The sequence below is a fragment of the Epilithonimonas sp. genome, from assembly GCF_032055105.1.
Classification (GTDB): Bacteria; Bacteroidota; Bacteroidia; order Flavobacteriales; family Weeksellaceae; genus Epilithonimonas.
Map to the genome: position 1 here is coordinate 201,313 of NZ_DAMBRK010000006.1, position 11,211 is coordinate 212,523.

At 33.7% G+C, this 11,211-nt stretch carries 12 protein-coding genes and 5 tRNA genes; 14 read left to right on the forward strand and 3 right to left on the reverse strand.

The genetic code is table 11. From position 1 onward, the window contains the following. Nucleotides 1–51: 51 nt before the first annotated feature. From RTY06_RS07370 to RTY06_RS07380, 3 genes are all read right to left on the reverse strand, one after another. On the reverse strand, nt 52–660 hold the full coding sequence (locus RTY06_RS07370) for a fumarylacetoacetate hydrolase family protein (RefSeq protein ID WP_312823906.1): 609 nt from the start codon (nt 658–660) through the stop codon (nt 52–54). Nucleotides 661–821: 161 nt separating this feature from the next. After that, nucleotides 822–1,586: a 3'-5' exonuclease gene (locus RTY06_RS07375; RefSeq protein WP_312823907.1), complete on the reverse strand. Its 765-nt coding sequence runs from the start codon at nt 1,584–1,586 to the stop codon at nt 822–824. Nucleotides 1,587–1,660: 74 nt separating this feature from the next. Next, entirely contained in the window at nt 1,661–2,362 is a 702-nt protein-coding gene (locus tag RTY06_RS07380; RefSeq protein ID WP_312823908.1) for a CDP-alcohol phosphatidyltransferase family protein, read from the reverse strand. Between the two features lie 49 nt (nt 2,363–2,411). On the opposite strand from RTY06_RS07380, the gene RTY06_RS07385 reads away from it, so the two are divergent. The 14 genes from RTY06_RS07385 (at nt 2,412) to nusG (ending at nt 10,975) form a co-directional block, all read left to right on the forward strand. Next, entirely contained in the window at nt 2,412–4,331 is a 1,920-nt protein-coding gene (locus RTY06_RS07385) for a sulfatase-like hydrolase/transferase (protein ID WP_312823909.1), read from the forward strand. Nucleotides 4,332–4,493: 162 nt separating this feature from the next. After that, on the forward strand, nt 4,494–4,913 hold the full coding sequence (locus RTY06_RS07390) for a DUF2147 domain-containing protein (protein WP_312823911.1): 420 nt from the start codon (nt 4,494–4,496) through the stop codon (nt 4,911–4,913). Nucleotides 4,914–5,024: 111 nt separating this feature from the next. Next, nucleotides 5,025–6,008: a pyruvate dehydrogenase complex E1 component subunit beta gene (locus RTY06_RS07395; protein WP_116031995.1), complete on the forward strand. Its 984-nt coding sequence runs from the start codon at nt 5,025–5,027 to the stop codon at nt 6,006–6,008. A gap of 434 nt (nt 6,009–6,442) precedes the next feature. Beyond that, the gene (rpsU, locus tag RTY06_RS07400) at nt 6,443–6,640 is read left to right on the forward strand and encodes a 30S ribosomal protein S21 (protein WP_116031740.1); all 198 of its coding nucleotides are present in this window, start codon (nt 6,443–6,445) and stop codon (nt 6,638–6,640) included. A gap of 77 nt (nt 6,641–6,717) precedes the next feature. After that, complete coding sequence (locus RTY06_RS07405; RefSeq protein ID WP_312823913.1) at nt 6,718–7,605, forward strand: tyrosine-type recombinase/integrase; 888 nt, start codon at nt 6,718–6,720, stop codon at nt 7,603–7,605. 46 nt (nt 7,606–7,651) lie between these two features. Continuing rightward, complete coding sequence (gene hpf, locus RTY06_RS07410; protein WP_074236639.1) at nt 7,652–7,942, forward strand: ribosome hibernation-promoting factor, HPF/YfiA family; 291 nt, start codon at nt 7,652–7,654, stop codon at nt 7,940–7,942. A 263-nt stretch (nt 7,943–8,205) separates the two neighbouring features. Further along, nucleotides 8,206–8,279 (forward strand) — tRNA-Thr (locus RTY06_RS07415). 15 nt (nt 8,280–8,294) lie between these two features. Beyond that, nucleotides 8,295–8,375, forward strand: a tRNA-Tyr gene (locus tag RTY06_RS07420). Between the two features lie 78 nt (nt 8,376–8,453). Then, nucleotides 8,454–8,526, forward strand: a tRNA-Gly gene (locus RTY06_RS07425). A gap of 40 nt (nt 8,527–8,566) precedes the next feature. Then, nucleotides 8,567–8,638: transfer RNA gene (locus RTY06_RS07430), tRNA-Thr, on the forward strand. A gap of 218 nt (nt 8,639–8,856) precedes the next feature. Next, entirely contained in the window at nt 8,857–10,068 is a 1,212-nt protein-coding gene (gene tuf, locus RTY06_RS07435) for an elongation factor Tu (protein WP_116031735.1), read from the forward strand. Nucleotides 10,069–10,123: 55 nt separating this feature from the next. Next, nucleotides 10,124–10,194: transfer RNA gene (locus RTY06_RS07440), tRNA-Trp, on the forward strand. A gap of 13 nt (nt 10,195–10,207) precedes the next feature. Next, nucleotides 10,208–10,414 carry a preprotein translocase subunit SecE gene (gene secE / locus RTY06_RS07445; protein ID WP_074236638.1) on the forward strand — a complete coding sequence of 69 codons (207 nt, stop codon included), beginning with the start codon at nt 10,208–10,210 and terminating at the stop codon, nt 10,412–10,414. Nucleotides 10,415–10,432: 18 nt separating this feature from the next. Then, nucleotides 10,433–10,975, forward strand: coding sequence for a transcription termination/antitermination protein NusG (gene nusG, locus RTY06_RS07450; protein WP_312823916.1), 543 nt, complete (start codon nt 10,433–10,435; stop codon nt 10,973–10,975). Nucleotides 10,976–11,211: the final 236 nt, after the last annotated feature.

The window sequence follows — 11,211 nt, forward strand, 5'->3', positions numbered from 1 at the left end:
AAAACTCAGCCATCTTGTATTTTTAAATATGATATAAGTTTTAATAATTCATTATTGTATCTTCAGAGAAAACAATTTTTTATCCTGGAGAGAAGCTTCTAGCAAATCATTTTCAGAAACTTTTCCAACACCTTTCGGTGTTCCTGTGAAAATCAAATCGCCCACTCTCAAAGTAAAATATTGTGAAGCAAAAGCAATAATATCATCAAAACTGAAAATCATATCTTTTGTATTTCCGTTTTGAACTTCTTCATTATTTTTTGTTAGAGAAAAATTAAGATTCTGCAAATCATAATTCTCTTTTGATACAAAATCAGAAACTACAGCAGAGCCATCAAATCCCTTTGCTAATTCCCAAGGTAAACCTTTATTTTTTAATTTAGATTGTAAATCTCTTGCTGTAAAATCGATTCCGAGACCGATTTCGTCATAATGTTTTCCAGCATTTTCTTTTTGGATATATTTTCCTCCTTTTGAGATTTTCAAAACCACTTCCAATTCATAATGAACGTCGTCAGAGAATTCTGGGATATAAAAATCAGAACCTTTTTTCAAAACCGCTGTGTCAGGTTTCATAAAGATTACTGGATCTTCAGGGATTTCGTTTCCTAATTCTTTGGCGTGCTCACTGTAATTTCTTCCTATGCAAATTATTTTCATAATATTATTTATTTTATACCACAAAAGTCACAAAAGAATAAAATTCCAAATATATTTTTAAAGTTAAAAAGAGTAGAAATAACCCTTTTTTGTTCTTAATTAGATGTTAGTAATAATTAGAAAGCTTTTGTGACTTTTGTGGTTTTGTGAAAATTTGAGGATTAAAACCTTGACTTTAACTGGATCTTTGTAAAAATCTTCTTCGTATAAAGTGGAAAATCTGCGCTTTGAAGCCAGCCGTAATAACCCAAATCTTTTTGAAAAACTTCTTTTACAACTTGACCTTTATACTTTCCGAAAGCAAAAATCTCTTGTTCTTTTTCATTAAAATGAATCATTCCCGCTAAATCAGCAAATCTGTTCTGAGAAGAAAAATCACTTAATTCAGCAATTTCATTGGGGACGTCATCGTATTTTCCAACCTGAGCATCCAAAACTTCAAAAGTTGCCATTACATCAGCTTCTGCCGAATGAGCATTTTCCAAAGTTTTTCCACAATAGAATTGATAAGCGGCGCCAAGATTTCTAGGTTCTTTTTTGAAAAAAATTGTTTGTGCATCTACAAAACGATGTTTACTAAGGTCAAAATCTACATCTGCTCTCAACATTTCCTCAGCCAAAACAGGAATGTCAAATCTGTTAGAATTGAAACCTCCCAAATCTGAATCCTTAATCATTGCCATCACTTTTGGCGCAATATCTCGGAAAGTTGGTGCTTCTGCAACATCTTCATCATAGATTCCGTGGATTGCGGAAGATTCTTTTGGAATTGCCATTTCTGGATTCACGCGCCAAGTTTTGCTTTCTCTGGAAGAGTCGGGATTGACTTTTAGAATACAAATTTCTACGATTCTGTCTTTTCCGATATTGGTTCCTGTTGTTTCCAAATCGAAAACGCAAAGTGGTTTATGGAGTTTTAAATTCATTTTTTATAATTGAGGTTGTTAATTAAGAGTTATGAGTGATTTTACATTTATAATTAATCATTCATAATTTATAATTATTTAAGTTGTTTTTGGAATATTAATGAGATTAAAATGTAATATATAATCACTAATGGAATTCCTGTTGTTTTAAAAATTAATAAAATCAAAATTCCACCAATCAGTAAAGCTAATTTTGAATAATTATCTTTTAATTGTTTTGATTTGAATTTCATTGCAATCATTTTGATTGGACTTACCAAAAGAAAAGAACTGATAGCAACTAAAAAATATAAGTACAATCCTTGATTTTGGAATAAAAAAGCAAAACTGTTATTCTCTTTAAAAGCATAATACAAACCAAAAATCAAAATCGTGTTACTTGGCGTATTCAATCCTTTAAAATAATATTTCTGTTCTTCATCCAGATTAAAAATGGCTAATCTAAGGCAAGAGAAAAGTGTAATGAAAATTCCTGCGTAGATTCCAATATTGCTTTCTTTGGGCATACTTTCAAGTAAGGCAATATAAACTGTAATTCCTGGCAAAAATCCAAAACTTACCATATCTGCCAAAGAATCCAGTTGTCCACCAAGATTACTGCTGGAACCTAATGCTCTTGCGATGAAACCGTCAAAGAAATCAAGAATCAAAGAAATAATAATGCAAATTGCGGTTGTCTGATAATCGCCTAAAAATAGATGAATGATACCAACGCATCCGGAAAAAAGATTCCCTAAAGTAAAAGCATTGGCGAGGTTATTCTTGATGAAATTCATATCACAAAAATAGTAAAAACTAATACAAGGAAAGTTTTAATTTTGCAAAATGAAGAATTTAAGAGGGCAGGAATTGTTTGCCTTGATTTACAGACTTTTTCTGGTGTTTTTCTTTTACCAGATTGCGAGATTGTTGTTTTGGCTATTCAACAAAGACCTTATAAAAGTCGATGGAGTATCAGAATATTTCAATTTATCTTATTACGGAACTGCGTTTGACACCACTGCGATCTTGTATGTGAATGCGGTTTTTATTTTGTTAAGTATCATTCCGCTGGTAATTAATACAAAAAACGGTTATCAGAAATTTCTTTTCTATTGGTATTTTATAACGAATGGAATTGCTTATTCACTCAACTTTGGCGATATGATTTATTATCGATTTAGTCAGGCGAGATTAACGTCTGCGGCGATTGAAGTTGGGAAGCACGAAAATAATCTTGGAAGAATATTTTGGAATGCTATTTTACAGCATCCGTTTGTTATTATTTGGTTTATTGTGGTTTTGTTTGTCTGGATTTTTCTTTATAAAAGAGTGAGAATTAATGATGAGAAACCTAAGAATCTGATTGTCTATTTTGTTTCATCAATTATAAGTTTGTGCTTGATTGCAACTTTAGTTGTTGGAGGGATCCGTGGCGATTTCAAACATTCTACAAGACCGATTAATCTAGTTGATGCCAATAAACACGTGAGCAATCCACTTCAGGCGAATATTGTTCTGAATAGCGTTTTTTCATTTTTCAGGACAATTGGAACTAATAATTTTAAGCTAGTCCATTTTGTAGATGAGAAATTCATTAACCAAGAAATTAAACCTTATAAGTTATATCAGCGAGAAGTTGACGCAAAACCAAATGTTGTGATTTTCATTATGGAAAGCTTCGGGAAAGAATATTCCGGGGCGTTTAACAAACAGAATAATATTAAAGATTTTGTTTCCTATACACCATTTTTGGATAGTTTGGCTGGTCAAAGTTTGATTTTTACTAATGCTTTTGCCAACGGAAGGCAATCCATCCACGGAATGAGTTCTGTTCTTGCAGGAATCCCGAGTTTGACAGATGCTTTCACGAGTTCGCCTTACTCTAATCAGAAAATCCAATCTATTGTTTCGGTTTGTAATGATTTGGGTTATGATACAAGTTTTTATCACGGTGCACCGAATGGTTCTATGGGTTTTCAGGGATTTGGAAATATTTTAGGTTTCAAACATTATTTTGGAAAAACCGAATATAATAAAGATGAAGATTTTGACGGGATTTGGGCAATTTGGGATGAGCCGTTTTTTCAATATTTTGCAAAGAATATGGGTAAGAAACGACCATTTATGTCAACCTTGTTTTCGGCGTCTTCTCACGACCCGTTTAAAATTCCTGAAAAATATAATGGAAAATTTAAAAAAGGGACATTGCAGATTCACGAACCGATTCAGTACACGGATTATGCATTAAAGAAATTCTTTGAAACTGCTAGTAAACAACCTTGGTATCAGAATACTATTTTTGTAATTACAGCTGACCACACCAACCAAATCAATTATCCCGAATATCAAAAGGCGATGAATAGATTCGCAATTCCGCTTTTGTTTTTCTCTCCCAATCCAAAATATAATTTGAAAGGTGTTGATGACAGATTCGCACAGCAGATTGACATATATCCAACTTTGGCAGATTTACTTGGATATAATAAAAGGATTAGAAGTTGGGGTAGAAGTTTGCTGTCTAATAAGAATGAGGGTTATATGATTGTCAATTCCGATGCGATTAATGAACAGATGATTATTGGGAATTACATTTATATTTTTGATGGAAAAGAAGTGACGGGAATTTACGACAAGTCGGATTTAGCATTATCCAAAAATATTTTGAATAAAAATCTTAATCCAGAACAAAAACTAGGAATCGAAAAAACAAAAGCCTGGTATCAGGATTATATGGATAGAGTCATCAATAGAAAACTAAGGTAAAATAAGTGTTTAAAACAGGAAAAATCTTGTAAATGGTGTTATTTATGCTTTGGATAGCAAATAATTATTGTTTGTTTAAAATAAATTTATATTTTTAACAATGTTAATTTAACGTTAACAAGAAAAGCTTATCAAAAACAAAACAACTTAAAATAAAAGACAATGAAAAAGTTATTATTATCATTTGCCTTATCATTCATCGGAGTTTTATCATTTGCTCAAATCGAAGGAAAATGGAAAACTATTGACGACGAAACAGGAAAGGCAAAATCCATAGTTGAGATTTGGAAGAAATCAGACGGAAAATATTATGGGAAAATTTCGCAATTATTGATAAAGCCAGAAAACGCTAATTGTGTGGCTTGTAAAGATGATCGTAAAAACAAACCATTGATTGGAATGGAAATCATCCGAGGTCTTAAAAAAGATGGCGATGAGTTCACAGGAGGAACAATTACAGATCCTAAGAATGGAAAATCTTACAAATGTACCATTACAAAAGACGGCGATAAACTGAATGTAAGAGGTTATATGGGAATCTCCTTGATAGGAAGAACCCAGACTTGGCAAAAAGCAGACTAACTGATTTTATGATAAATAGCAGGCTTCCATTTGGAAGCCTTTTTTTGTTATGCGAATAATAAAAAAATTAATACTTTTGTATTTCAAAATTTTAAAAGAAACATTTTCAAAATGAAAGAACATACATTTCGTGAAGTAATTGCTCAGGCTATGAGCGAAGAAATGCGTAAAGACGAATCTATTTTTCTTGTAGGAGAAGAAGTTGCAGAATATAACGGAGCTTACAAAGCTTCTAAGGGAATGTTAGATGAATTCGGTGCAAAAAGAATCATCGATGCGCCTATTGCAGAGCTTGGTTTTACAGGTATTTCTGTAGGAGCTGCAATGAACGGGAATCGTCCAATCGTAGAATATATGACTTTCAACTTCTCGATGGTTGCTATTGATCAGATTATCAACAATGCGGCTAAGATCTATCAGATGAGTGGAGGACAATGGAATTGTCCAATCGTTTTCCGTGGTCCAACAGGATCTGCAGGTCAGTTGGGAGCAACGCACTCTCAAGCTTTCGAAAGCTGGTACGCCAACTGTCCGGGACTTAAAGTAATTGTTCCTTCCAATCCTTATGATGCAAAAGGACTTTTGAAGTCTGCAATTCAAGATAACGATCCAGTAATCTTTATGGAGTCTGAGCAGATGTATGGTGATAAAATGGAAATTCCAGAGGAGGAATATTACATCCCAATCGGAAAAGCAGATATCAAAAAAGAAGGAAAAGATGTAACATTGGTTTCTTTCGGTAAGATTATGAAAGTAGCTTTGCAGGCTGCAGAAGATTTAGAAAAAGAAGGTATTTCTGTAGAAGTTATCGATCTTAGAACAATCCGTCCTTTGGATTACGATACAATTCTTGAGTCCGTTAAAAAGACAAACAGATTGGTCATCTTAGAAGAATCTTGGCCATTTGCAAGTATCTCAACAGAGATTACTTATATGGTTCAGCAGAAAGCATTCGATTATTTGGATGCACCAATCAAGAGAATCACTACGCCGGATGCGTCGGCACCATATTCAGCGCCATTATTTGCAGAATGGTTCCCAAAAGTGGACAAAGTGAAAGAAGAAATCAAAAACGCTTTGTACATCAAAGCATAAGATATAACAGACTCCCGATTTATTCGGGAGTTTTTTTTTGATTGAATATTTTTCAGGAGCTTAATCCCGCTATCCACTATATCTTTTTTGTCATTGCGAACGAAGTGAGGTAATCTTTAGAAATTTCTCTCCGCAATGACAAAAAAGGATGCCGTTACTATCGGGGCTATGGGTTTCGTCATTCATTCAACATTTAATATTAGAGACACAATTTTGTCATTCCTTAGAAATATTTCTTTGATGAGTTTGAAGTTTACACTGAGCAAAGTCGAAGTGCCTTGCGAATCTTAAAAGTATTTTCAATAATGCAAAAAAATCTTAGCGAGCTTTGTGTTAAAATATCACGCCAATATAAATTTCTAAAATAAAAACCTTAAAAATTTGTAGATTAATAAATAATTCCTATTTTTGCACCTCAAAATGAGATGTAAATTATGTTAATAATACCAGTAAAAGACGGAGAGTCTATCGACAGAGCTTTAAAAAAGTACAAAAGAAAATTTGATAAAACTAGAGTTGTAAAACAACTTAGATCTAGACAACAATTTATTAAGCCTTCTGTAACTTTGAGACAAGCTAAACTTAAAGCAGCTCACAAACAAAGAAACTTGAGCAAAGAAGAACAAGCTTAAGGTTCTTTTTTAGCAAAACATAATAAAAATCACTTCCGAATTTCTATATTTGGAAGTGATTTTGCATTTATAGACCTATGATAGAAAGATTCTTGGATTACATTGAGGTAGAAAAACGATATTCTCCACATACGTTGACCAACTACAAAAAAGATTTGTCAAATTTTTCAACCTTTGTTTTAAAAACTGAAGCTTCGGAAGATATTGTCCACGTACATAAAAAAGTAATTAAAAACTTTATTGTGGATTTGAGTAATTCCGGACTTAGTAAAAGAAGTATTAATAGGAAATTGTCATCACTGCGAAGTTTTTACGTCTTTATGCTTCGTGTGGGAGAAATTAAAGTTTCTCCTATGGAGACTATCGACTCACTTAAGTTCTACGCAGAAAAACGAATCCCGTTTTCTGTTGAAGAAATGGATCAAATGAAATCGGAGGTAGAAGAGGAGGGTAGTATTACATTGCTTGACAAGTTAATTATAGAAACTTTATATCAAACCGGGATTAGAAAAGCAGAGTTATGTGATCTTTTGTTGGAGAATGTTGATTTTTCCAAAAAAGAAATATTAGTAATTGGTAAAGGAAATAAATCTAGAATAATTCCTATTGCAGATGAATTGCTATTAGATCTTCAATTGTATCTTAATGTTCGTAAGGCTAATTCAGAAAACCAGCGTTACTTTTTCGTTAATAAAAAAGGGAAAAAACTGGGCGAAAAGTTTGTGTATTTGGTCGTTAATAAGTACTTTAGTGTAGTTACTTCTAAAGAGAAAAAGAGTCCACATATTCTGAGGCATACTTTTGCTACTCACGTTTTGAATCAAGGTGCGGAAATATCCAAGGTACAAAAAATATTAGGACACTCTAGTTTAGCCAGTACGCAAGTATATACAAGTGCGAATATAGAAAAGCTCAAGGAGGTTTATAAAAATGCACACCCGAGAGAAGCTAAAAAAATAATATGAAGTAAATATTTACATTTTTATTGTTTAACCATTTAAAACAGACGTTATGAAAATTACAATTCAGACTGTTGGGGTAACACCTCACGAACCATTAAAAGAAAGAATTGAGAAAAAATTAGCCAAGCTAGAAACTTTTTATGACAAAATTGTAGAAGCTGCGGTTTACCTTAAAGTAGAAAATACATCAGAAAAAGAAAATAAAACTACTGAGCTTGTTGTGAAGATTCCGGGCAATGATATAGTAGTAAAGAAGACGTGTGCCAGTTTTGAAGAAAGTTTAGATGATGCTGTAGAAACAGCTAAGAAACTGCTAATCAAGAAAAAAGAATTAGCTTAGAAAAAAAATATGTTTTTTCTAAAAAAAATACTTGTAGGTTTCAAAAAAGAGTATCATATTTGCACTCGCAAAACGGAAACAACCGCGATGCAGAAAATATGATCTTTGTTTTGAAACCTTTTTGTTTAAACGAATCATTTTAGATTAAACAAAAAAAATATTTTAAAAAATATTTGCAGGTTCGAAAAAAAAGTTTCATATTTGCACTCGCAAAACGGAAACAACCGCAAGCGGAAATAAAGAAGTTCTTTTTAAATCTAAATGCCTCCATAGCTCAGTTGGCCAGAGCACGTGATTTGTAATCTCGGGGTCGTGGGTTCGAATCCCTCTGGAGGCTCAAAAAAAAAATACTGGGGAGATACCAGAGCGGTCAAATGGGGCTGACTGTAACTCAGCTGCTTCGGCTACGTAGGTTCGAATCCTGCTCTCCCCACATTTTTTTATTTGCAAATATCAAAATAATGTTTTATATTTGCACTCATAAAAACCAACCTTTTTTGGTAACAAAAATGCGAAAGTAGCTCAGTTGGTAGAGCGTCAGCCTTCCAAGCTGAATGTCGCGGGTTCGACCCCCGTCTTTCGCTCAAGAAATCACAAACCTTACGGGATGTGATTTTTTTTTACGCCGACTTAGCTCAGGGGTAGAGTGCTTCCTTGGTAAGGAAGAGGTCACGGGTTCAAATCCCGTAGTTGGCTCAGAAGATTCTTTTTAGAGTTTTTTTGGAATAGGTTTTATGTTTTTTTAATGTAAATTTGTGTTCCGATTGAGGAGTGTACTTGATGGATTGTTTTAAGTTATTTTAAATTGAAATTCATATTATTATTTTTTATTCAAAATAATTTTTGATATTCAAAAATTCATTATATTTGCAGACCGAAAAAAAACAATATTAAATAAATTAAATATTAAAATCATGGCAAAGGAAACGTTTAATCGTTCAAAACCACACTTGAACATTGGTACTATTGGTCACGTTGACCATGGTAAAACTACTCTTACAGCTGCTATTTCTGCTGTATTAGCTAGCAAAGGTCTTGCTGAGAAAAAAGACTTCTCTGCAATTGACTCTGCTCCAGAAGAAAAAGAAAGAGGTATTACTATCAATACTGCTCACATCGAGTACGAAACTGAAAAAAGACATTACGCTCACGTTGATTGCCCAGGTCACGCGGATTATGTAAAGAACATGGTAACGGGTGCTGCTCAGATGGACGGTGCTATTGTTGTATGTGCTGCTACAGACGGACCAATGCCTCAAACTAGAGAGCATATCCTACTTTGCCGTCAGGTAAACGTACCTAGAATCGTTGTTTTCATGAACAAAGTTGACATGGTAGACGATCCAGAATTGTTAGAACTTGTTGAAATGGAATTGAGAGACTTGTTGTCTACTTATGATTTCGACGGTGATAACTCTCCAGTAATTCAAGGTTCTGCATTAGGAGCTCTTACTGCTGCTACTGCTGCTACTGTTGATACTAACGATAAATGGTTCAAGTCTGTTGAAGAATTAATGAATGCTGTTGATGAGTGGATCGAGCAACCACCAAGAGATACAGATAAGCCTTTCTTGATGCCAATCGAAGACGTATTCTCTATTACAGGTAGAGGTACTGTTGCAACTGGTAGAATCGAGGCTGGTGTTATCAACACTGGAGATCCAGTTGATATCGTTGGTATGGGTGATGAAAAATTGACTTCTACTATTACAGGAGTTGAGATGTTCAGAAAAATCCTAGATAGAGGTGAAGCTGGAGATAACGTAGGTCTATTGTTGAGAGGTATTGAAAAAACTGACATCAAGAGAGGTATGGTTATCGCTAAGAAAGATTCAGTTAAGCCACACAAAAAATTCAAAGCTTCTGTTTATATCCTTTCTAAAGAAGAAGGTGGACGTCACACTCCATTCCACAACAAATACCGTCCTCAGTTCTACGTAAGAACTACAGACGTTACAGGTGAGATCTTCTTGCCAGAAGGTGTAGAAATGGTAATGCCGGGTGATAACTTGGAGATTACTGTAGAATTGCTACAACCAATCGCTCTTAACGTAGGTCTTAGATTTGCGATCAGAGAAGGAGGTAGAACAGTAGGTTCTGGTCAGGTAACTGAAATCTTAGACTAATCGTCTTACAATAAATAAAGCTTCCGCAAGGAACTCTTGCGGAGCTTTTTAATCTACGGGCATCGTCCAATGGTAGGATACCGGTCTCCAACACCGTTGATCAGGGTTCGAATCCTTGTGCCCGTGCAAAAATAAAATAATGAGCTCATTAGTTAATTTTTTAAAAGGTTCTTATACAGAATTTAAAGATAAAGTGGAATGGCCAAAATGGCCAGACTTGCAGTCTTCTACGATTGTTGTAGCAGTGACTACTGTAATCCTTGCTTTATTTACATTTGGAGTAGATTCTTTGTTTAGTGTTACTATCAAGAATTTTATTGCGACGTTTATTAATCTATTTAACTAATTTAAAATTAATTTCCTTATGAGCGAATCGAAATGGTATGTGCTGAAAGCTATTAGCGGACAGGAAAATAAAGTTAAGAATTATATTGAGAACGAAATCCAACGTCTTGGAATGGATACTTATGTTACTCAAGTTGTAATTCCTATGGAAAAAGTTATCCAGATTAGAAATGGGAAAAAAGTTCCAAAAGAAAAGCCTTATTATCCTGGATACCTTATGGTAGAAGCTGATTTAGTAGGGGAGGTTCCTCACGTAATTAAAAACATTCCAGGAGTTATTTCTTTTTTAAGTCTTACAAAAGGAGGTGAGCCTGTTCCGATGAGGAAATCTGAAGTTAACAGAATGCTTGGAAGAATGGATGAGCTTTCAGAATTTGCTACTGATGTTGAGATTCCTTTCGTTGTTGGAGAAAATGTAAAGGTAATCGATGGTCCTTTCAACGGTTTCAATGGAACTATTGAGAAAATTCTTGAAGACAAAAAGAAAATCGAAGTTTCAGTTCTTATCTTCGGAAGAAAAACACCTATGGAATTGAGCTTTATGCAAGTAGAAAAAGTTTAATACTTTTAAAATATAATAAAATACCGTTCAGAAATGAGCGGTATTTTTTTTTAAGTATAACTCATCAATATTAAACTTTAGATGGAATAATTGATTAAGTGTCGATTTTTGAATTGAGACTTAAATGTAATTTTTGTATCAATTAATTTTGGATTTCTTGGATCAGTCTTAAAAGTTGGGTGATTAGGCAAAAATTTTTGATAATCTGAATAAGAAAAACACATTGTCTCTTACAC

Excerpts from the sequence above, each read along its gene's own strand:
- RTY06_RS07395 (WP_116031995.1), top strand. The coding sequence starts at position 5,025 with ATGAAAGAACATACATTTCGTGAAGTAATTGCTCAGGCTATGAGCGAA.
- RTY06_RS07380 (WP_312823908.1), bottom strand. The coding sequence starts at position 2,362 with ATGAATTTCATCAAGAATAACCTCGCCAATGCTTTTACTTTAGGGAAT.
- hpf (WP_074236639.1), top strand. The coding sequence starts at position 7,652 with ATGAAAATTACAATTCAGACTGTTGGGGTAACACCTCACGAACCATTA.
- RTY06_RS07385 (WP_312823909.1), top strand. The coding sequence starts at position 2,412 with ATGAAGAATTTAAGAGGGCAGGAATTGTTTGCCTTGATTTACAGACTT.
- RTY06_RS07375 (WP_312823907.1), bottom strand. The coding sequence starts at position 1,586 with ATGAATTTAAAACTCCATAAACCACTTTGCGTTTTCGATTTGGAAACA.
- RTY06_RS07405 (WP_312823913.1), top strand. The coding sequence starts at position 6,718 with ATGATAGAAAGATTCTTGGATTACATTGAGGTAGAAAAACGATATTCT.
- tuf (WP_116031735.1), top strand. The coding sequence starts at position 8,857 with ATGGCAAAGGAAACGTTTAATCGTTCAAAACCACACTTGAACATTGGT.
- RTY06_RS07390 (WP_312823911.1), top strand. The coding sequence starts at position 4,494 with ATGAAAAAGTTATTATTATCATTTGCCTTATCATTCATCGGAGTTTTA.
- nusG (WP_312823916.1), top strand. The coding sequence starts at position 10,433 with ATGAGCGAATCGAAATGGTATGTGCTGAAAGCTATTAGCGGACAGGAA.
- RTY06_RS07370 (WP_312823906.1), bottom strand. The coding sequence starts at position 660 with ATGAAAATAATTTGCATAGGAAGAAATTACAGTGAGCACGCCAAAGAA.
- rpsU (WP_116031740.1), top strand. The coding sequence starts at position 6,443 with ATGTTAATAATACCAGTAAAAGACGGAGAGTCTATCGACAGAGCTTTA.
- secE (WP_074236638.1), top strand. The coding sequence starts at position 10,208 with ATGAGCTCATTAGTTAATTTTTTAAAAGGTTCTTATACAGAATTTAAA.